This is a genomic window from Enterobacter sp. CRENT-193 (assembly GCF_002787395.1).
Classification (GTDB): domain Bacteria; phylum Pseudomonadota; class Gammaproteobacteria; order Enterobacterales; family Enterobacteriaceae; genus Enterobacter; species Enterobacter hormaechei_C.
This window is the reverse complement of record NZ_CP024812.1, coordinates 4,824,499-4,844,577: the sequence shown is the minus strand read 5'-3', so window position 1 is coordinate 4,844,577 and position 20,079 is coordinate 4,824,499. Positions and strand designations below refer to the sequence as shown.

Annotated in this window: 16 protein-coding genes and 1 riboswitch; of the genes, 4 read left to right on the top strand and 12 right to left on the bottom strand. The window is 57.8% G+C overall.

Annotated elements, in window-relative coordinates; all coding sequences use genetic code 11:
- Nucleotides 1-47: 47 nt before the first annotated feature.
- The 4 genes from polB to araB all read right to left on the bottom strand — a co-directional run bounded on the left by polB (nt 48) and on the right by araB (nt 6,566).
- Nucleotides 48-2,405: a DNA polymerase II gene (gene polB, locus CU081_RS24055; protein WP_003856409.1), complete on the bottom strand. Its 2,358-nt coding sequence runs from the start codon at nt 2,403-2,405 to the stop codon at nt 48-50.
- A 156-nt stretch (nt 2,406-2,561) separates the two neighbouring features.
- Nucleotides 2,562-3,257, bottom strand: coding sequence for an L-ribulose-5-phosphate 4-epimerase (gene araD / locus CU081_RS24050; protein ID WP_003856407.1), 696 nt, complete (start codon nt 3,255-3,257; stop codon nt 2,562-2,564).
- 86 nt (nt 3,258-3,343) lie between these two features.
- On the bottom strand, nt 3,344-4,846 hold the full coding sequence (gene araA / locus CU081_RS24045; protein ID WP_003856405.1) for an L-arabinose isomerase: 1,503 nt from the start codon (nt 4,844-4,846) through the stop codon (nt 3,344-3,346).
- Between the two features lie 10 nt (nt 4,847-4,856).
- The gene (araB, locus tag CU081_RS24040; protein WP_022650387.1) at nt 4,857-6,566 is read right to left on the bottom strand and encodes a ribulokinase; all 1,710 of its coding nucleotides are present in this window, start codon (nt 6,564-6,566) and stop codon (nt 4,857-4,859) included.
- Nucleotides 6,567-6,903: 337 nt separating this feature from the next.
- Between araB and araC the strand changes: the two genes are divergently transcribed.
- The gene (gene araC, locus CU081_RS24035) at nt 6,904-7,749 is read left to right on the top strand and encodes an arabinose operon transcriptional regulator AraC (protein ID WP_003856402.1); all 846 of its coding nucleotides are present in this window, start codon (nt 6,904-6,906) and stop codon (nt 7,747-7,749) included.
- Between the two features lie 118 nt (nt 7,750-7,867).
- Nucleotides 7,868-8,635, top strand: coding sequence for a DedA family protein (locus CU081_RS24030; protein ID WP_039268723.1), 768 nt, complete (start codon nt 7,868-7,870; stop codon nt 8,633-8,635).
- 20 nt (nt 8,636-8,655) lie between these two features.
- Here CU081_RS24030 and thiQ read toward each other — a convergent pair whose 3' ends face one another.
- The 4 genes from thiQ to sgrR all read right to left on the bottom strand — a co-directional run bounded on the left by thiQ (nt 8,656) and on the right by sgrR (nt 13,731).
- Nucleotides 8,656-9,354 (bottom strand): thiamine ABC transporter ATP-binding protein ThiQ, encoded by a 699-nt coding sequence (gene thiQ / locus CU081_RS24025; protein WP_003856397.1) that lies wholly within the window; start codon nt 9,352-9,354, stop codon nt 8,656-8,658.
- Nucleotides 9,338-10,948: a thiamine/thiamine pyrophosphate ABC transporter permease ThiP gene (gene thiP / locus CU081_RS24020; RefSeq protein WP_003856395.1), complete on the bottom strand. Its 1,611-nt coding sequence runs from the start codon at nt 10,946-10,948 to the stop codon at nt 9,338-9,340. The genes thiQ and thiP overlap by 17 nt, the downstream gene beginning before the upstream one ends.
- Entirely contained in the window at nt 10,924-11,907 is a 984-nt protein-coding gene (gene thiB / locus CU081_RS24015) for a thiamine ABC transporter substrate binding subunit (RefSeq protein WP_003856391.1), read from the bottom strand. Before thiB ends, thiP begins: the two co-directional genes overlap by 25 nt.
- Before the next feature lie 31 nt (nt 11,908-11,938).
- A riboswitch (TPP riboswitch) is annotated at nt 11,939-12,039 on the bottom strand.
- 36 nt (nt 12,040-12,075) lie between these two features.
- The gene (sgrR, locus tag CU081_RS24010) at nt 12,076-13,731 is read right to left on the bottom strand and encodes an HTH-type transcriptional regulator SgrR (RefSeq protein WP_003856389.1); all 1,656 of its coding nucleotides are present in this window, start codon (nt 13,729-13,731) and stop codon (nt 12,076-12,078) included.
- Between the two features lie 88 nt (nt 13,732-13,819).
- On the opposite strand from sgrR, the gene sgrT reads away from it, so the two are divergent.
- Nucleotides 13,820-13,972 carry a glucose uptake inhibitor SgrT gene (sgrT, locus tag CU081_RS24005; RefSeq protein ID WP_003856388.1) on the top strand — a complete coding sequence of 51 codons (153 nt, stop codon included), beginning with the start codon at nt 13,820-13,822 and terminating at the stop codon, nt 13,970-13,972.
- 121 nt (nt 13,973-14,093) lie between these two features.
- Nucleotides 14,094-15,272 carry a sugar efflux transporter gene (locus tag CU081_RS24000; protein WP_003856386.1) on the top strand — a complete coding sequence of 393 codons (1,179 nt, stop codon included), beginning with the start codon at nt 14,094-14,096 and terminating at the stop codon, nt 15,270-15,272.
- A gap of 58 nt (nt 15,273-15,330) precedes the next feature.
- On the opposite strand, the gene leuD is transcribed toward CU081_RS24000, so the two are convergent.
- The 4 genes from leuD to leuA are packed head-to-tail and all read right to left on the bottom strand — an operon-like array spanning nt 15,331 to nt 20,012.
- A complete protein-coding gene (leuD, locus tag CU081_RS23995; protein ID WP_003856384.1) occupies nt 15,331-15,936 on the bottom strand; it encodes a 3-isopropylmalate dehydratase small subunit in 606 nt (201 codons plus the stop codon).
- 10 nt (nt 15,937-15,946) lie between these two features.
- A complete protein-coding gene (leuC, locus tag CU081_RS23990; RefSeq protein ID WP_003856382.1) occupies nt 15,947-17,347 on the bottom strand; it encodes a 3-isopropylmalate dehydratase large subunit in 1,401 nt (466 codons plus the stop codon).
- 2 nt (nt 17,348-17,349) lie between these two features.
- A complete protein-coding gene (gene leuB / locus CU081_RS23985) occupies nt 17,350-18,441 on the bottom strand; it encodes a 3-isopropylmalate dehydrogenase (protein ID WP_003856380.1) in 1,092 nt (363 codons plus the stop codon).
- Entirely contained in the window at nt 18,441-20,012 is a 1,572-nt protein-coding gene (gene leuA, locus CU081_RS23980) for a 2-isopropylmalate synthase (RefSeq protein ID WP_003856378.1), read from the bottom strand. Before leuA ends, leuB begins: the two co-directional genes overlap by 1 nt.
- Between the last annotated feature and the right edge of the window lie 67 nt (nt 20,013-20,079).

The window sequence follows — 20,079 nt, the reverse complement described above, 5'->3', positions numbered from 1 at the left end:
AATGGAAAGGGCGCTATGGTACTGGATGGCAACGGTTTCGTCACGCGTCAAAATAGCCCAAGTTGTCCTGTCACTAGTGTAGCAAAGTCGTCATTGATGAACGGTAAAATTCCCTCCGCAACCGGCTGAAGCTGGCGGGTCAGGTAGTGATCGTAATCAAGCGGAGACTGCTGGTAATCAACGGGTTCCGGGCCGTTAGTGGTCCAGACGTATTTGATCGTTCCCCGGTTCTGATACTGCGGCGCACGGCCCCGGCGAACGTTCTCTTCATCCGCCAGCCGCGCGGCGCGTACGTGGGGAGGAACGTTACGTTGATATTCGGCCAGGGGGCGGCGCAGGCGCTTGCGATACACCAGTTGGTCATCCAGTTCACCCGCCATCAGGCTGGCGATGGTGTCGCGCACATAATCCTGATAAGGCTCATTGCGGAACACCCGCAGGTAGAGCGTCTGCTGGAACTGCTGTGCCAGCGGCGTCCAGTCGGTGCGCACTGTCTCCAGCCCTTTAAACACCATCCGCTGCGTGTCACCTTCCTGAATCAGCCCGGCGTAGCGCTTCTTGCTGCCCTGGTCGGTTCCGCGAATGGTCGGCATTAAAAAGCGGGCAAAATGGGTTTCAAACTCCAGCTCTAACGCGCTGGTTAACCGCTCTTTTTGCAAACTTTCGCGCCACCAGTCGTTCACAAAGGCGACCAGATCTTTGCCGATTTGTGCGGCGTCGTCTTCCGAATGGGCGGCTTTCAGCCAGACAAAGGTGGAGTCTGTATCGCCATAAATCACATCATAGCCCCGGGATTCAATCAGCGCTTTGGTCTGGCGCATAATCTCGTGCCCGCGCATGGTGATGGACGACGCCAGACGGGGATCAAAGAAGCGGCAGGCACTGGTACCCAGCACGCCGTAAAAGGCGTTCATAATGATTTTCAGCGCCTGTGAGAGCGGCTTGTTGCCGTGGCGCTTGGCCTCATCGCGGCCGTGCCAGATGTTTCCCACAATTTCGGGCAGGCAGTGTTTTTCCCGCGAGAAGCGTGCTCCAAGAAAACCTTCGGTGCTGTGCGCATCGTCTGGCTGCGCCATCCCCTCCACCAGCCCCACCGGATCAATCAGAAACGTGCGGATAATGGACGGATACAGGCTTTTATAATCCAGCACCAGCACCGAGTCATACAGCCCGGGCCGTGAATCCATCACGTAACCGCCGGGGCTGGCCTGCGGCGGCACGTCGCCGAGGTTAGGGGCGACATAGCCCGCCCGGTGCATCCGCGGGAAATAGAGGTGGCTGAAGGCCGCTACCGAGCCGCCGTGCCTGTCGACCGCAAGGCCGTTCACCGTCGCCCGCTCCAGCAGGAAGGGCATGATCTCGGTTTTGTGGAAGATCTGCGTCACCAGCTCGCAATCTTTCAGGTTATAGGTGGCGAGCGCGGGTTTGTCTTCATTAAAGCGCCGGTCGATCTCGTCCATTCGGTCCCAGGGATTGTCGATGGATTTACCTTCGCCGAGCAGTTCCTGGGCGACCGCTTCCAGCGAGAAGGAAGAGAAGTTCCAGAAGGCGGATTTCAGCGCCTCGATGCCGTCGATAATCAGGCGACCGTTAGCCTGCGCGAAGAAAACACCGTTCTTAAAACCATGCTCACGCCACTCCAGCTCGCTGTTTCCGCGCCCCAGCATCAGCGGGATACGGTAACGCTCGGCATGTTTTTGCAGCACGCGCAGGTCAAACTGCACTACGTTCCAGCCGATCAGAACATCCGGATCGTGCTCGGCAAACCACTGGTTAAGCTTCTCCAGCAGTTGCGGGCGGCTGTTGACGTACTCCAGATTAAAATCCAGCGCGGACGCATCGCCGTTTGGCGGCCCGAGCATATAGACAACCCGCTGCCCACAGCCTTCCAGACCAATGCAGTACAGTTCGCCGTGGCGGGTGGTTTCGATATCCAGCGAGACCCACTTGAGCGGGGGGCGATAATTCGGGCTAGGCTTGAGGCGCGCGTTAACGATCCTGCCATTTTGCGCGGTGCCATCTACCCAGACGGGGGCGGTGATAAACCGCTCCATCAGAAAGCGTTCAGGCGGGCGAATGTCGGCCTCGTAAAGCGTCACGCCCGCTTCACGGAGCAGTTTTTCATAGCGCATTAACTGGCGATGGGCGCGGCAATAGAGGCCGTAAACCGGCTGGCGGTGGAAATCTTTCAGTTCAAGCGGGGTTATGCGCCAGCCGTTTTCGCCGCGCAGCATTTGTTTCACTTTCTCGACGTGAGCTTCAGGAATAAAGGCCACGGACTCCTGCGGCGGGAGCGTAACGTTTAGCGGGCCGTTGTCCGTTGCCAGCCAGAATTCAACCTCAGTACCCTGAGGGGTATCCCGCCAGTGTCTGGTCAGTAAAAAGCCTTCTTGCGCCTGCGTCACGGCGTTATCCCATAAAACAAAACCAGGCCTGATTATAGCCTGGTTGAGGGGTGTTTGCTGGGGTTTTATACAGTGCCTGTTCAGTCGGATGGCGCTGCGCTTATCCGGCCTAGAGGTTCCGCAGTCACGGTAAGCGCAGCGCCACCGGGCAAAGGTTTACTGCCCGTAGTAGGCTTTCGCACCGTGCTTACGCAGGTAATGCTTATCCAGCAGGGTTTGCTGCATGTCCGGCAGCTGCGGTGCCATCTGGCGGCAGAAGATCCCCATATAGGCGACTTCCTCCATCACGATCGCGTTGTGCACAGCGTCCTCCGCGTTTTTACCCCAGGCAAACGGGCCGTGGGAGTGCACCAGCACGCCGGGCATTTGCGCCGCGTCGATTCCCTGTTTTTCGAAGGTTTCGACGATCACGTTCCCGGTTTCCCATTCGTACTCACCGTTGATCTCCGCATCGGTCATCAGACGCGTGCAGGGAATGGTGCCGTAAAAGTAGTCCGCGTGGGTGGTGCCGGTCGCCGGAATAGGCTGGCCCGCCTGCGCCCAGATGGTCGCGTGACGCGAATGGGTATGCACAATCCCACCGATGGTCGGGAAGGCCTGATACAGCAGGCGGTGAGTGGGCGTATCGGAGGAGGGCTTTTTATTGCCTTCAACCACTTCACCCGTTTCGATGCTGACCACCACCATGTCTTCTGCGGTCATTACCGTGTAATCCACGCCGGAAGGCTTGATCACGAACACCCCTTTTTCCCGGTCAACGGCGCTGACGTTGCCCCAGGTCAGGGTCACCAGGTTATGTTTTGGCAGCGCCAGGTTGGCTTCGAGTACCTGACGTTTGAGATCTTCTAACATTGTCGTCTCCTGCCAGATGGCGCTTCGCTTATCCGGCCTACAGAACCGTAGGCCCGGTAAACGAAGTGCCACCGGGCATTCAGGGCTTAGCGTTTTGAACCGTAATAGACTTCGTTCCAGCGCAGCGCGTCTTTAAAGGCTGGCAGACGGGTATCGTTATCAATCACGGTCAGTTCGATGTCGTGCAGCTCGGCAAACTGACGCATATCGTTCAGGTCAAGCGCGTGGCTGAATACGGTGTGGTGCGCGCCGCCGGCCAGGATCCAGGCTTCCGACGCGGTTGGCAGGTCAGGCTGCGCTTTCCACAAGGCGTTGGCGACCGGCAGTTTCGGCAGAGAATGCGGAGTTTCCACCGCATCGACGCAGTTCACCAGCAGGCGGAAACGGTCGCCGAGGTCGATCAGGCTGGCGTTAATGGCCGGGCCGGTACGGGTGTTGAAGATCAGACGGGCCGGATCCGCTTTGCCGCCAATGCCGAGGTACTGCACGTCGAGGATCGGTTTCTCTTCAACCGCGATGGATGGACACACTTCCAGCATGTGCGAGCCGAGCACCAGATCGTTGCCGTTCTCGAAGTGGTAGGTGTAGTCCTCCATAAAAGAGGTGCCGCCCTGTAGACCGGTTGACATCACCTTCATGATGCGAAGCAGAGCGGCAGTTTTCCAGTCGCCTTCGCCCGCAAAGCCGTAGCCCTGCTGCATCAGACGTTGTACCGCCAGACCCGGGAGCTGTTTCAGGCCGTGGAGATCTTCAAAGGTGGTGGTAAAAGCGTGGAAGCCGCCCTGTTCCAGGAAGCGCTTCATGCCCAGCTCAATGCGCGCCGCGTCCAGCACATTCTGGCGCTTGTCGCCGTTGATTTGTGCCGCAGGCGTCAGACGGTAGCTGCTTTCGTACTCGTCCACCAGCGCGTTAACGTCGCCATCGCTGATGTCATTCACCACCTGCACCAGGTCGCCCACCGCCCAGGTGTTGACGGAAAAGCCAAATTTAATCTGCGCGGCCACTTTATCACCGTCGGTGACCGCCACTTCGCGCATGTTGTCGCCGAAACGCACCACTTTCAGGTGACGGGTATCCTGCTTAGATACCGCCTGACGCATCCAGGAGCCAATGCGTTTTTGTGCCTGGCCATCCTGCCAGTGGCCGGTCACCACGGCATGCTGTTGACGCATGCGCGCGCCGATGAAGCCGAACTCGCGGCCGCCGTGCGCGGTCTGGTTCAGGTTCATGAAGTCCATGTCGATGCTGTCCCACGGCAGGGAGGCGTTGAACTGCGTGTGGAATTGCAACAGCGGTTTGTTGAGGATAGCCAGGCCGTTGATCCACATTTTGGCTGGTGAGAAGGTGTGCAGCCACACCACCAGGCCAGCGCATTTGTCATCGTAATTGGCATCGCGGCAAATGTTGGTGATTTCGTCCGGGGTAGTCCCCAGCGGCTTCAGCACCAGTTTGCACGGCAGTTTGGCTTCCGCGTTCAGCGCATTCACAACGTGCTCCGCGTGTTTCGTCACCTGCTGCAACGCTTCCGGTCCGTACAAATGCTGGCTGCCAATCACAAACCACACTTCATAATTATTAAAAATGGTCATTATCGTGTCCTTAATGTGTCAGGGTTGCCGTAGTGTCCGCGGTGCTTTTGGCCGGGGCGGCGACAGGGAGATAGTGAAGTTCGGCGCTTTTTGCCCATTGTTGGTAGCGCTGATAAAGCTGTTCAAAGCGTTGTGCCTGCTGAGTCTGCGGATGGAGCGTATTTTCGACGGCGCTCGCCATATGCTGTTGCGCGGTCGGGATATCCGCATGGACGCCTGCGGCCACGGCAGCGAAAATCGCGGCACCCAGCGCACAGCACTGATCGGAGGCCACAATTTGCAGCGGCCGGTTCAGCACGTCGCAGCAGGCCTGCATAATCACCGGATTTTTACGGGCGATCCCGCCCAGCGCCATCACGTTGTTCACGTCAATGCCCTGGTCGATGAAGCACTCCATGATGGCGCGCGCGCCGAACGCGGTGGCGGCGATCAGGCCGCCAAACAGCGCGGGCGCGTCGGTCGCGAGGTTGAGATCGGTAATCACTCCTTTCAGACGCTGGTTGGCAAACGGCGTACGACGGCCGTTGAACCAGTCCAGCACCACCGGCAGGTGGTCGAGAGACGGATTTTTTGCCCAGGCGTCGGTGAGCTGCGGCAGGAGCTGTTTTTTGCTCGCCGTAATCTGCGTTTTCAGTTCAGGATGCGCGGCAGCCAGCTGATCCAGCGGCCAGCCGAGCACGCGGCCAAACCAGGCATAGATATCACCGAAGGCGGACTGGCCCGCTTCAAGGCCGATAAAATCAGGCACCACGCTGCCGTCAACCTGGCCGCAGATGCCTTTCACCGCGCGGTCGCCGACGCTGGCTTTATCTGCCGTCAGAATGTCACAGGTGGAGGTGCCGATAACTTTCACCAGCGTGTTGGGCTGCGCACCCGCGCCCACGGCCCCCATATGGCAGTCGAACGCGCCGCCGGAAATGGTCACGTTTTGCGGCAGACCGAGGCGTTTCGCCCACTCTTCGCAGAGCGTGCCGACCGGGATATCGGCGGTGAAGGTGTCGGTGAACAGCGGGTATGTCAGGTTTTTGTTGATGATCGGGTCGAGTTCATCGAAGAACGCTGCCGGAGGCAGACCACCCCAGCTTTCATGCCACAGCGATTTATGCCCGGCGCTGCAACGGCCGCGGCGAATATCCTGCGGACGCGTGGTGCCGGAGAGCAGGGCGGGAACCCAGTCGCACAGCTCAATCCATGACGCCGCTGCCTGTGCGACCGACGCGTCCGCGCGGGTAACGTGCAGGATCTTGGCCCAGAACCACTCGCTGGAGTAAATCCCGCCGATGTAGCGGGAGTAGTCAGTTTTGCCCGGCTGATGGCATAAGCGGGTGATGGCTTCCGCCTCTTCCACGGCGGTATGGTCTTTCCACAGCACAAACATGGCGTTCGGGTTGTCGGCAAACTCCGGTCGCAGCGCCAGTACGCGGCCTTCGGCATCGACAGGGGCAGGCGTTGAGCCGGTGCTGTCGACGCCAATCCCCACGACATCGGCCCGCTGGGCGTCGGTCAACTCCGCCAGAACGGTTTTGATCGCCGCTTCCATCGACTCGATGTAGTCCCGCGGGTGGTGACGGAACTGGTTGTTTGGCGCATCGCAGTAGCGCCCCTCTTGCCAGCGCGGATACCACTCAACGCTGGTTGCTATCTCCTGGCCAGTCGTACAGTCCACTGCCAGCGCGCGAACTGAGTCGCTGCCAAAATCGAGGCCAATTGCAATTGCCATGGTGTTGCTCCATCCAAAAAACAGGTATGGAAGAACATTAGAGACTAGGGACAAAAATCGTCAGGCAGGATCCGCTAATCTTATGGACTAAATTGCTGTAGCCACGCAAAGTGTGACGCCGTGCAAATATTCTATGTGGACATTTCTGCCGCACTTATAGACACTTTTGTTACTGCTTATCCGCCCGTGCTGGCGGAGAAATCAGGGGGAAAGGCTGAAACATGGCGGACGTAAAAGAGGCGTGATGCTTTTTGGATCTTTTCGCGGGCCATTTTTATACTGCTTTTATCGATATGGACAATTGGTTTCCTTCAGGACCCTTGGGAGAACTGAATCTATGGCCGAACCGCAAAACGATCCCTTACTGCCGGGCTACTCATTTAACGCCCATCTGGTGGCGGGACTGACGCCAATTGAGGCCGAGGGATATCTCGATTTTTACGTCGATCGCCCTCTTGGCATGAAGGGATATATCCTGAACCTGACCGTACGCGGAGAAGGGGTCGTCAAAAATGGGGATCAACAGTTTATCTGCCGCCCCGGTGATATGCTGCTGTTCCCGCCGGGGGAGATCCATCACTACGGGCGCCACCCGGATGCCAAAGAGTGGTATCACCAGTGGGTCTATTTCCGTCCGCGCGCCTACTGGCAGGAGTGGCTCTCGTGGCCGGCCATTTTCGCCCATACCGGTTTATATCGCCCGGATGAGGCGCATCTGGCGCAGTTCCGTGAGCTGTTCGCACAGATTATTGAGGCAGGGCAGGCGGGCGGGCGCTACGCCGAACTGCTGGCCATCAACCTGCTTGAACAGGTGCTGCTGCGCCGCATGGAGGCCATCAACGAGTCGCTTAATCCGCCGCTGGACAACCGCGTCCGCGACGCCTGCCAGTACATCAGCGACCACCTTGCCGACAGCCAGTTTGATATTGCCAGCGTCGCCCAGCATGTGTGCCTGTCGCCGTCACGGCTGTCGCATCTGTTCCGCCAGCAGCTTGGCGTGAGCGTACTCAGCTGGCGCGAGGATCAGCGCATCAGCCAGGCGAAACTGCTGCTCAGCACCACCCGAATGCCTATCGCCACCGTCGGGCGTAACGTCGGCTTTGAGGATCAGCTCTATTTCTCTCGCGTGTTTAAGAAGTGCACCGGTGCCAGCCCGAGCGAATTCCGTGCGGGATGTGAATAATCGGTAAACATTCAGGTGAACTTCAGGCGCATCTTGTAAACTATTCAGACAATTGATGCCTTGACGCGGTGCAGGGCGCTAAGCAGAATCGCTGATTCGTTTTCTGACCGGAATAGTTATGCAGGCATTGCTGGAACATTTTATTACCCAGTCCGTTATGTATTCGCTCATCGCCGTGGCGCTGGTGGCGTTTCTGGAGTCGCTGGCGCTGGTCGGGCTGATCCTGCCCGGCACCGTGATGATGGCAGGGCTTGGGGCGCTTATCGGCAGCGGCGAGGTCAATTTCTGGCAGGCGTGGATGGCCGGTATTATCGGCTGTTTGCTGGGGGACTGGATCTCCTTCTGGCTGGGCTGGCGCTTTAAGAAGCCGCTGCACCGCTGGTCGTTCATGAAAAAGAACAAAGCGCTGCTGGATAAAACCGAGCACGCGCTGCACCAGCACAGCATGTTCACTATCCTTGTGGGGCGCTTTGTTGGCCCAACGCGCCCGCTGGTGCCGATGGTGGCGGGGATGTTGGATCTGCCCGTCGCGAAGTTTGTGTTGCCGAATATCATCGGCTGCGTCTTCTGGCCGCCGTTCTACTTCCTGCCGGGGATCCTCGCAGGCGCGGCGATCGATATCCCTGACAGTATGCAAAGCGGTGAGTTCAAGTGGCTGCTGCTGGGCACGGCGGTGCTGCTGTGGCTGGCGGTCTGGCTCTGCTGGCGCCTGTGGCGCAGCGCGAAAGCCAGTGTTGATCGCCTGACGCGCTATCTTCCGCGCACGCGCCTGCTCTGGCTGGCCCCGCTTACGCTCGGCGTGGCAGTGGTCGCGCTGGTAGCGCTGATCCGCCACCCGCTGATGCCGGTGTACGGCGAGATCCTGTTGAAAGTGGTGAGCCGTTAAACGCCGGGCGGCTGCCCGGCCTACGGTCTTATACCCAGTAATCCTGACGCGCTTTCTTTTCCGCTCATTAAGGCGTCGGTTGTCCCATCCCACAAAATACGTCCCTCCGCGATCACCACCGATCGCGGCGCGATGCGTGCGGCATCTTCGATGCTATGCGAAACCATCAGCATCGTCAGTTGTTCGCGCTCGCAAACCTCCTCAACCAGCGAGAGCATTTCCTGACGCAGAGCGGGGTCGAGCGCCGAAAAGGGTTCATCGAGCAGCAGCAGCGGCTGCTTGCGCACCAGGCAGCGCGCCAGCGCCACGCGCTGGCGCTGGCCGCCGGAAAGCTCACCCGGTAGTCTGTTGATAAACGCAGCCAGGCCCATTTGTTCGGCGATCGCCTCCAGCGTCTGACGCTGCGCAACATTGAGCTTCAACCCCGGATCCATACCCAGCGCGATGTTCTGCCACACCGTAAGATGATTGAACAGATTGTTTTCCTGGAACAGCATCGACACCGGGCGCTTAGCCGGCGGAGCGTAGGTATACTCGCCATTATCAATGACGATCGACCCGCTGGCAGGCTGTAAAAAACCGGCAATCAGATTGAGCAGGGTGCTTTTTCCGGCCCCGCTGGGGCCAAGCACTGCGATTCGCTCTCCCTGACGAACGGAGAGGGTAAAACGCATTGGCAGGTGCTCATAAAGCCAGGTTATATCAGTCAGTTTTAACATCACGCCCCGGAAGTTTTTCGATAACGGTAAATAACGCAAAGCACAGCAGCAACAGGAGCAGCGCCGTGACGGCGCCGTCCTGGCTACGATAGGAGCCAATTTGCTGATAAAGCCAGAACGGCAGCGTGCGGAAATCCTCGTTGCCGAAGAGGGCCACAACGCCAAAATCGCCAATCGACAGCACGCAGGCAAACGCCAGCGCCTGGGCCAGCGGACGCTTTAGCGCGCGCAGTTCGACCACCTTCAGACGCTGCCAGCCCTGCATGCCCAGCGACTGACACAGCAAACTGTAGCGGCTATTGACGTCGCGCATCGGGTTTTCCAGCACCTTGAGCGCGTAAGGGATGGCCATCAGTGCGTTGGTAAAAATGACGATGCCGTCGGCGCTTTCCGGCAGGCCGATGGTGCTGTTGAACAGTAAAAAGAATCCGGTCGCCAGCACAATGCCCGGCATCGCCAGGATCAGCATACCCGTCAGTTCCAGCGCGTGTCCGGCTTTACGGGCATGACGCGCGTGCAGTTCGCGGCTGCTCCAGAGCAGCATCATGGTCAGGATCACGCACAGTAGCCCGGCAGCCAGCGCGATGCGCAATGAGGTCCACGTTGCTTGCCACAGGACAGGCTGTTGCAGTACCGACAACACATTGCGATTCAGGCCATCAACAATAACGGCCAGCAGCGGGGGCAGCAGAAGCAGGAGTGCCAATGCGATTAGCATAAAATCCGCGACGCGGCTGTGCAGGCTGTCCTGCGGATCGCGCCAGCCTGTCAGGTTATTGCTACCTGTGGGGATCGCTTTACTTAGCCGCTGGCTGAGTAACACCAGCGCCAGGCAGCAGACCATCTGCACGATCGCCAGCAGCGCGGCGCGGCCCGGATCGTAGTCGTAACTTAAGGCCTGATAGATCGCCAGCTCAATGGTGGTGGCCTGCGGCCCGCCGCCGAGAGAAAGTACGGTCGCGAAGCTGGCGAAGCAGAGCATAAAGATTAGCGCGGCAACCGGAGCAATCTGGCGTCGCAGCCACGGCCATTCGACAAAGCGGAAGAACGACCAGCCGCGCATGCCAAGCTGGGCGGCAATCTGACGCTGCTCACCGGGAATGTTTTCCAGCGCCTGTAAAAAGAGGCGCGTCGCCATCGGCATATTGAAAAAAATATGCGCCAGCAGAATGCCTTTCAGGCCGTAAGGGGAGAAGGTCCATTCCAGACCAAGCAGGTTGAAGAGGGATGCCAGCCAGCCCTGCCGACCGTAGACGCTCAGAATGCCGAACACCGCCACCAGCACGGGCAGGATCAGCGTCATCGCGCACAGCCGCAGCAGGGCAAGCCTGCCGGGGAAACGTCTGCGATAGAGGGCGCGTGCAAGGAAAATGGCCGGGATCGCCGACAGCAGCGCGGAGAGAAACGCCTGCCAGAAGGAGAAGCGGATGACGTGCCAGAGATAGCTGTCGTGCCAGAGGGCGAGCAGATCGCTCTCTGGCGCGTTAAACCACAGCGCAAGGAATGCACCCAGGCTGACGACGACCATCAGTACGGCGGCGAGCAGCCCGGGAACTAACCAGCCGGGGATCAGCGGCTGACGGCGCGTTGCCATTCACTAATCCATGCGGCGCGCTGGGCGGCAACCTGCTGCGGCGTAAATTCCAGTGAGGTTTGCGGCTTGTTTAGCTGCTCAAAGCCTGCCGGCAGCGCAACGTCAGTGACCGGGTACATCCAGTTGCCGGTCGGAATAGCGTTCTGAAATGCCGGGGAGATCATAAATTTCAGGAATTTTTCGGCAAGCTCCGGCTGTTTGCTCGCGGCGGTGCGGGCGGCCACTTCCACCTGCAAATAATGCCCTTCAGCAAAGTTCGCGGCGGCGTAGTTGTCTTTCTTCTCGGCGATAATGTGGTAGGCCGGAGAGGTAGTGTAGCTCAGCACCAGGTCGCTTTCGCCTTTCAGGAACAGGCCATAGGCTTCGCTCCAGCCTTTGGTGACGGTAACGGTTTTCGCGGCCAGCTTCTGCCACGCTTCCGGCGTTTTATCCCCGTAAACTTTTTGCATCCACAGCAGCAGCCCCAGACCCGGCGTGCTGGTACGCGGATCTTCGTAAATCACGCGCCATTTCTGGTCACTTTCGACCAGCTCTTTCAGGCTTTTGGGCGGATTCTTCAGCTTGTTTTTATCGTAGACAAACGCAAAGTAACCGTAATCAAAGGGAACGAAGGTGTCGTTTTTCCAGCCGCCTGGTACGTTAACGGCATCTGCCGCCACGCCGCTTTTGGCGAACAGTCTGGTTTGGGTGGCGGCTTCCAGCAGGTTGTTATCCAGCCCGAGCACCACGTCGGCTTTGCTGTTTTTGCCTTCCATGCGCAGCCGGTTAAGCAGCGAGACGCCATCTTCCAGCGCCACGAATTTCAACTCGCAGTTGCAGTCCGCTTCAAAGGCTTTTTTTACCACCGGGCCAGGGCCCCAGTCGGCGGAGAAGGAGTCGTAGGTGTAGACCGTCAGAACAGGCTTAGCAAAAACAGGCAGCGCAAACAGCGCCAGCAGAGGAAGAACGTTTTTTAACACTTTGCACCTCAGGGTTGAGTGGCAAAGGATTTTGAGCGACAGCCTCAAATCCCTTCGCCGGCGTTATCCGGATCAGGTTCGACGGGTATTATCTCAGCGCACATCTGTGATGCAGCACCCCGTTGAGAACGGCGCTATTGTAATGATTTGGTGAATATTACGAAAGCGTTATGGCTCCGGCGGCGCAAACCAGGCGGATTTAAAATCAAACCAGCCCAGGGTGTTCATCCGCAGGCCGCGCATGCTGCGCTGGCCCTGGATCAGCAGCCAGTGGTGAATCAACGGTACGATCGTCTGCCCGGCCAGTAATTCCTGACACCAGGCGGCCAGATCCATTTCTCCTGCCCGCCACCGTGCGGCGTCCTGCTGCCAGTCCCGGTTGATACAGTGCTGAATCAGGGGCACTTCGTACAGGTGAGAAAAGAGCGAGAAATCAAGCGGCAGCGTAAAGTTTGCGCTGTTGAGCCAGATATCGCTGATGACGTCTCCGCGATGCCATTCATCATAATCGACTTCCTGTATCGCCAGCGTCACGCCTTCGGCTGCCAGCAGCGTGCTCATGATCCTTGCGATAAACCTGTGCTCAATGTGATCGCGATAGTAGCTGAGGGTAATGGTCTCCAGTCCGGCAGGTTTTTCACTGCGCACTGGCTGCGCATGGTGCCAGCGCGGAAGCAGGCCATAGGCCGGGAACCACCAGGTCTGGTATTGCTCCTCTGCGTGATAAATCAGGTTAGCAGGGGCAAGAATATGGCTGATCCACCTGCGTACGTCGTGGTTTGCCCCGCGATGGCTGCGGCTATCAAAGAGCAGGTAGTAGCAGCCCTCCTCCAGGCGGCTTTCGAACGCCTTTTCACCGGCTGTTGGCCCTTCCAGGGTCAGGCCTGCGCTCAGCTCTTCGTTGAGATCCGGTAACACCCAGACGTTCACTTCGTCGATCAACGCCCTGTAGCCAAAGTAATCATCAAAGGCGCGGATCTTCAGCTGATTACTGTTGTTTCGTGTAACGGAGTAGGGGCCCGTACCAATCGGCTGGCTGGAAAAATTGTTCAGGGAGCGCCACTCGGCAGGCAGGATCATTGAGGGGACGTAGCCCAGAAGCCACGGAAGCCATTTGTCCGGCTGCGATAGCTCAATATCCAGCGTCCAGGCCGTTGGGGAGTGGATCCGCGAGATATGCGAATAGAGCGGCAGCGTGCGGGCTCGCTCTAAGGAATCGATAACGTCGCGCATCTCCAGCTCGCGTCCATGGTGGAAATGAATGCCGGGGCGTAGAAAAAAGCGCCAGTGCAGCGGAGACACCTGTTGCCAGTGATGGGCAATATCCGCTTCCAGTTCCCCGTTTTCCTCATTTATCCGCGTCAGGCCGCTGAATATCTGCCGGGCCATGTGGGTTTCAGAACGCCGTAACGCCGTACCGGGCAACAGATTTTTCATTGGGCGGTAGTAAAGCACCCGCAGAATGTGGCGTCCCTGACGAAAGCTGCGTCCCAGATGCGAGACCAGCATCTGGCGCACGGCGGCTTTGTCGCCCACCAGCTGGACCAGCTGATCGATGCGGTCCTGCTCCAGCAGATCCTCCGCCCGCTGTTGCTGTAGCGCCAGGCCGGTATAAAGGAAAGTCAGGCGCGAGCGCTTGCCGCGTCCGGCTTCAGCCTCCCAGTTTAGCCAGCCCTGCTGCTGCATGGTGTTGAGGAGGGTACGCATATGACGCCGGGAGCAGTTGAGGAGTTCAGCCAGCTCGTTCAGCGTGGTCTCCTGCGATTGCCCCTCGCAGCACTGCCAGAGGCGGATAAATTGTTGTTGCAGACGACCAGAAGGCATAAAAGGGGAACTCCTGACAAAAAATCAGCAATTTATTAATCCCTATATTAAGCCAATAATCCTTATCGATGAAGCGAGGAGGTAAATTATGAAGAGGTCTACCGCACGTCAGTTTTATCAGCACTATTTTTCAGCGACAAAGGGAGTGTCCTGGCTGGCCCGCCAGTGCGCAGAGCAGCGGCTGAGAATACTGGAAGATCTGATGCAGTGGGACGTTACGAAACCGACCTCTTCTCGCTAACTCGCCTCGATCATGTGTGACTGAGTATTGGTGCTAATCACCCGCCAGCAAAATGTTTTTTGCTGGCTTTTTTCGTTTACTATTTCACCCAATTTCGATTCGCTTTCATAAGGACTTGCGCATGCTCTGGTTGATGACGATGGGGCGACGCCTGAATGGCGTGTACGCCGCTTTTATGCTGGTGGCCTTCATGATGGGCGTAGCCGGCGCGCTACAGGCGCCGACGCTGAGCCTGTTTCTCAGCCGCGAGGTGGGGGCGCAGCCGTTTTGGGTGGGCCTGTTCTACACCGTCAACGCCATTGCCGGGATCCTCGTCAGCCTGTGGCTGGCGAAACGATCCGACAGCCAGGGCGATCGCCGCAAGCTGATCCTCTTTTGTTGCGCAATGGCCGTGGGCAACGCGCTGCTGTTTGCCTTCAACCGCCATTACCTGACGCTCATTACCTGCGGCGTGCTGCTGGCCTCTCTGGCGAACACCGCCATGCCGCAGCTCTTCGCCCTGGCACGGGAGTACGCCGACAACTCGGCGAGGGAAGTGGTGATGTTCAGCTCGGTGATGCGTGCGCAGCTCTCGCTGGCGTGGGTCATTGGTCCCCCGCTGGCGTTCATGCTGGCGCTGAACTACGGCTTCACCACCATGTTTTCCATCGCGGCGGGGATTTTTGTCATCAGCCTGGCGCTGATAGCCTTTGCGCTGCCATCGGTGGCGCGCGTAGAGCAGGTGACGGACAAGCCCATCACGCAGGTGAGCGGCTGGCAGGATAAAAACGTCCGCATGTTGTTTATCGCCTCCACGCTGATGTGGACCTGCAACACCATGTACATTATCGATATGCCGCTGTGGATCAGCAGCGATCTGGGACTGCCCGACAAGCTCGCGGGGATCCTGATGGGCACCGCTGCCGGGCTGGAGATCCCGGCGATGATTCTGGCGGGTTACTACGTCAAACGTTTCGGAAAGCGTCGGATGATGGTCGTCGCCGTGGCGGCTGGGGTGGTGTTCTACGCGGGGCTGATCCTGTTCCATTCGCGTGAAGCTTTGCTGACGTTACAGCTGTTTAACGCGGTATTTATCGGCATCGTTGCCGGGATCGGCATGCTCTGGTTCCAGGATCTTATGCCCGGACGCGCAGGCTCTGCGACCACGCTTTTTACCAACAGCATTTCGACCGGAGTGATCCTGGCGGGGGTGATTCAGGGGGCGCTGGCGCAAAGTTACGGGCATGGCTCAGTTTACTGGGTGATTGCCGCGATTTCGGTGGTTACGCTTGGGCTGACTTGCCGGGTTAAGGATGTCTGATTCTGGAAGGCGGCTTTACGAAACAAATCAATGGCCCGCTTTTTGCGGGCCATTGTCTTTAGCCCATAAACGCAGGCTGTTTTTTCTCGTACGCGGAGATGGCGTCTTCGTGCTGGAGAGTTAAACCAATGCTGTCCAGACCGTTCAGCATGCAGTGGCGACGGAACGCATCAATGCTGAAGCTGTAGGTTTTATCCCCGGCTTTCACCACTTCCGCTTCCAGATCCACTTCAAACGAAATCCCCGGATTTGCCTGCACCAGCGCAAACAGTTCATCGACCTGTTCGTCACTCAGCGTCACCGGCAGCAGCTGGTTGTTAAAGCTGTTGCCGTAGAAGATATCCGCGAAGCTTGGGGCGATAACCACCTTAAAGCCGTAGTCGGTCAATGCCCACGGCGCATGTTCACGCGACGATCCGCAGCCAAAGTTTTCCCGCGCCAGCAAAATGGAGGCGCCTTTGTATTCCGGAAAGTTCAGGACGAATTCCGGGTTTGGCACTTCGCCTTTATCGTCGAGGAAGCGCCAGTCGTTGAACAGATGCGCACCAAAACCCGTGCGCGTCACTTTCTGCAAAAACTGCTTAGGAATGATAGCGTCAGTATCGACGTTAGCGGCATCCAGCGGGACAACACGGCCCGTATGTTGGGTAAATTTCTCTGCCATGATTGTCTCCTTATTTCAGGCTGCGAATATCGGCGAAATGACCGGTGACTGCCGCAGCGGCGGCCATTGCCGGGCTGACCAGGTGGGTGCGCCCACCGCGGCCCTGACGGCCTTCAAAGTTACGGTTGCTGGTGGAGGCACATCGCTCGCCCGGATTCAGGCGGTCGTTGTTCATCGCCAGACACATGGAGCAGCCGGGCAGGCGCCATTCGAAGCCTGCTTCGATAAAGATCTTATCCAGACCCTCCGCTTCCGCCTGGGCTTTCACCGGACCGGAGCCCGGCACAACCAGCGCCTGCACGCCCGGCGCCACTTTGCGGCCTTTAGCAATTTCTGCCGCAGCGCGTAAATCTTCAATACGGGAGTTGGTACAGGAGCCGATGAACACTTTATCAATGCTCACGTCGGTCAGCGGTACGCCGGGTTTCAGCCCCATATAGGCCAGCGCCTTTTCCGCACTGGCGCGCTCGACCGGATCGGCGAAGGAAGCCGGGTCAGGAATGCTGTCGTTGACAGAAATCACCTGGCCCGGGTTGGTGCCCCAGGTGACCTGCGGGGCGATCTCTTCCGCCTGTAACGTCACAACGGTATCAAAAATTGCCCCCTCGTCCGTTTTCAGGGTTTTCCAGTACGCTACCGCGTCGTCAAAATTCTGACCTTTCGGCGCATGCAGACGCCCCTTCACATAGTTGAAGGTGGTTTCGTCTGGGGCCACCAGTCCTGCTTTGGCGCCCATCTCAATGGCCATGTTGCACAGGGTCATACGACCTTCCATGCTCAGCGCCTGGATAGCATCTCCGCAGAACTCAACGACGTGACCGGTGCCGCCTGCACTGCCGGTTTTGCCGATAATCGCCAGCACGATATCTTTCGCGGTGATACCCGGCGCGGCTTTCCCCTTCACTTCAATCTTCATGGTTTTGGCGCGGCCCTGCTTCAGGGTCTGCGTCGCCAGAACGTGTTCAACTTCAGAGGTCCCAATCCCGAACGCCAGCGCGCCAAATGCGCCGTGGGTTGCGGTATGGGAGTCGCCGCAGACGATGGTCATGCCTGGCAGGGTAATCCCCTGCTCAGGCCCCATTACGTGGACGATACCCTGATAGGGGTGGTTCAGATCGTACAGCTCCACGCCAAACTCGTTACAGTTCTTAATCAGCTCCTGCATCTGGATACGCGCCATCTCGCCAGATGCATTGATGTCTTTGGTCTGGGTGGAAACGTTGTGATCCATCGTGGCAAAGGTTTTACCCGGCTGACGCACCGGGCGCTTGTGCGCGCGCAGGCCGTCAAATGCCTGAGGAGAGGTCACTTCATGTACCAGATGACGGTCGATGTACAACAGTGGGGTTTCGTTTGGTGCTTCGTAGACCACGTGCGCATCAAACAACTTCTCATATAACGTCTTAGCCATGATTACACCCCTTCAGCGACATAGCGGGCAATGATGTCGCCCATTTCATCGGTACTGACTGCCGCCGTGCCGCGTGCTAAATCACCGGTACGGACGCCTTCTTCTAACGCCCGGTTAATGGCGTTTTCAATTGCGGTTGCTGCATCGCCTGCATCCAGGCTATAGCGCAGCAGCAGAGCCAGGGAGAGGATCTGCGCAATCGGGTTGGCGATGTTTTTGCCTGCGATATCCGGCGCGGAGCCGCCCGCCGGTTCGTACAGGCCAAAGCCTTCTTCGTTCAGGCTGGCCGAGGGCAGCATACCCATGGAGCCGGTGATCATGGCGCATTCATCCGAGAGAATATCGCCGAACAGGTTGGAGCACAGCAGCACGTCAAACTGAGACGGATCTTTGATCAGCTGCATCGTTGCGTTGTCGATATACATATGCGACAGCGCAACGTCCGGGTACTGCTTAGCGACTTCACTGACGATTTCGCGCCACAAAATAGACGACTGGAGCACGTTTGCTTTATCAATAGAGGTCACTTTACGGCGGCGTTTGCGCGCTGACTCAAACGCGATATGGGCGATACGTTCGATTTCAAAACGGTGATAGACCTCGGTATCAAACGCTTTCTCATGCTGACCGCTGCCTTCGCGACCTTTTGGCTGACCGAAGTAGATGCCGCCGGTCAACTCACGCACGCACAGGATGTCGAAACCGTTGGCCGCGATATCCGCGCGCAGCGGGCAAAACTCTTCCAGCCCCGGATACAGTTTCGCCGGACGCAGGTTGCTGAACAGTTTGAAGTGCTTGCGCAACGGCAGCAGCGCACCGCGCTCTGGCTGCTCTGCTGGCGGCAGGTGTTCCCATTTTGGGCCCCCCACGGAGCCAAAAAGAACGGCATCGGCATTTTCGCAGCCTTCTACAGTCCCTTTCGGCAGGGGAGTACCGTGATTATCAATCGCAATACCGCCCACGTCGTAGTGGCTGGTGGTAATTTTCATCGCAAAACGCGAACGAACAGCTTCCAGTACTTTCAGCGCCTGTGCCATCACTTCCGGGCCAATACCGTCACCCGGCAACACAGCAATATGGTAATTCTTCGACATCACACGGTTTCCTTGTTGTTCTCTTTATTCTGAGCTTTGCGTTGCAACTCTTTTTCGACTTCGGCGGCGCGCCAGATGTTGTTCAGGACATGCACCATCGCTTTCGCGGAGGATTCGACGATATCTGTCGCCAGACCCACACCGTGGAAGCGGCGACCGTTGTAGTTGACGACGATATCAACCTGGCCCAGGGCGTCTTTACCGTGCCCTTTTGCCGTCAGGTCGTATTTCACCAGCTCTACGTCGTACTCAGTGACGCGGTTAATCGCCTGGTAAATGGCATCCACAGGGCCGTTACCGTTGGCGGCTTCCGCTTTAATTTCATCGCCGCAGGCCAGCTTGACGGAGGCGGTAGCGATATCGCTTGAGCCTGACTGAACGGTGAAGTAGTCCAGACGGAAGTGTTCTGGCTCTTCCTGCTGTTTATTGATGAATGCCAGTGCTTCCAGGTCGTAATCGAAGACCTGGCCTTTCTTGTCAGCCAGCTTCAGGAATGCGTCGTACAGCTGATCCATGTTGTAATCGCTGTCCTTATAACCCATCTCTTCCATACGGTGTTTTACAGCCGCGCGGCCAGAGCGCGAGGTCAGGTTCAACTGAACCTGGTTCAGACCGATGGATTCCGGAGTCATGATTTCGTAGTTTTCACGGTTCTTCAGCACGCCATCCTGGTGAATACCGGAGGAGTGGGCGAACGCGCCAGCCCCAACAATCGCCTTGTTCGCCGGGATCGGCATGTTGCAAATCTGGCTCACGGTCTGGCTGGTGCGCCAGATTTCGTTGTGATTGATGCGAGTGTGCACGTTCATAATGTCTTTGCGCACTTTGATCGCCATGATCACTTCTTCCAGCGAGCAGTTGCCCGCGCGTTCACCGATACCGTTCATCGCGCCTTCTACCTGACGCGCGCCGGCGTGGACGGCTGCGATGGCATTGCCCACGGCCAGACCCAAATCATCGTGGGTGTGGACGGAGATAATCGCTTTATCAATATTCGGTACGCGGTCATACAGGCCGGTGATGATATTGGCGAACTCAAACGGCATGGTGTAGCCGACGGTATCAGGGATGTTGATGGTTTTGGCGCCGGCATTGATGGCGGCTTCCACCACACGGGCCAAATCGTCAATCGGCGTGCGGCCTGCATCTTCACAGGAGAATTCGACGTCATCAGTGTAGTTACGCGCGCGTTTGACCATATACACCGCACGTTCAATCACTTCATCCAGCGTACTGCGCAGCTTGGTCGCAATGTGCATGGGGGAGGTGGCAATGAATGTATGGATACGGAAGGCTTCTGCAACTTTCAGGGATTCCGCGGCCACATCAATATCTTTCTCTACGCAGCGAGCCAGACCGCACACGCGGCTGTTTTTGATGGTGCGGGCGATGGTCTGCACTGACTCGAAATCACCTGGCGAGGAGACGGGAAAGCCGACTTCCATTACGTCTACACCCATGCGTTCGAGGGCCAGAGCAATTTGCAGTTTTTCTTTAACACTCAGGCTCGCCTGTAATGCCTGTTCACCGTCACGTAAAGTAGTATCGAAAATAACGACTTGCTGGCTCATGGGTTAGGTCCTTGTCAGTCTTAGGGCGCCTTGCTACGAGCATAAAAAAACCCGCGCAGTGGCGCGG

Coding starts and splice junctions, on each gene's coding strand:
- araD (WP_003856407.1), bottom strand. CDS start 3,257: ATGTTAGAAGATCTCAAACGTCAGGTACTCGAAGCCAACCTGGCGCTG.
- araA (WP_003856405.1), bottom strand. CDS start 4,846: ATGACCATTTTTAATAATTATGAAGTGTGGTTTGTGATTGGCAGCCAG.
- araB (WP_022650387.1), bottom strand. CDS start 6,566: ATGGCAATTGCAATTGGCCTCGATTTTGGCAGCGACTCAGTTCGCGCG.
- araC (WP_003856402.1), top strand. CDS start 6,904: ATGGCCGAACCGCAAAACGATCCCTTACTGCCGGGCTACTCATTTAAC.
- CU081_RS24030 (WP_039268723.1), top strand. CDS start 7,868: ATGCAGGCATTGCTGGAACATTTTATTACCCAGTCCGTTATGTATTCG.
- thiQ (WP_003856397.1), bottom strand. CDS start 9,354: ATGTTAAAACTGACTGATATAACCTGGCTTTATGAGCACCTGCCAATG.
- thiP (WP_003856395.1), bottom strand. CDS start 10,948: ATGGCAACGCGCCGTCAGCCGCTGATCCCCGGCTGGTTAGTTCCCGGG.
- sgrR (WP_003856389.1), bottom strand. CDS start 13,731: ATGCCTTCTGGTCGTCTGCAACAACAATTTATCCGCCTCTGGCAGTGC.
- sgrT (WP_003856388.1), top strand. CDS start 13,820: ATGAAGAGGTCTACCGCACGTCAGTTTTATCAGCACTATTTTTCAGCG.
- CU081_RS24000 (WP_003856386.1), top strand. CDS start 14,094: ATGCTCTGGTTGATGACGATGGGGCGACGCCTGAATGGCGTGTACGCC.
- leuD (WP_003856384.1), bottom strand. CDS start 15,936: ATGGCAGAGAAATTTACCCAACATACGGGCCGTGTTGTCCCGCTGGAT.
- leuC (WP_003856382.1), bottom strand. CDS start 17,347: ATGGCTAAGACGTTATATGAGAAGTTGTTTGATGCGCACGTGGTCTAC.
- leuB (WP_003856380.1), bottom strand. CDS start 18,441: ATGTCGAAGAATTACCATATTGCTGTGTTGCCGGGTGACGGTATTGGC.
- leuA (WP_003856378.1), bottom strand. CDS start 20,012: ATGAGCCAGCAAGTCGTTATTTTCGATACTACTTTACGTGACGGTGAA.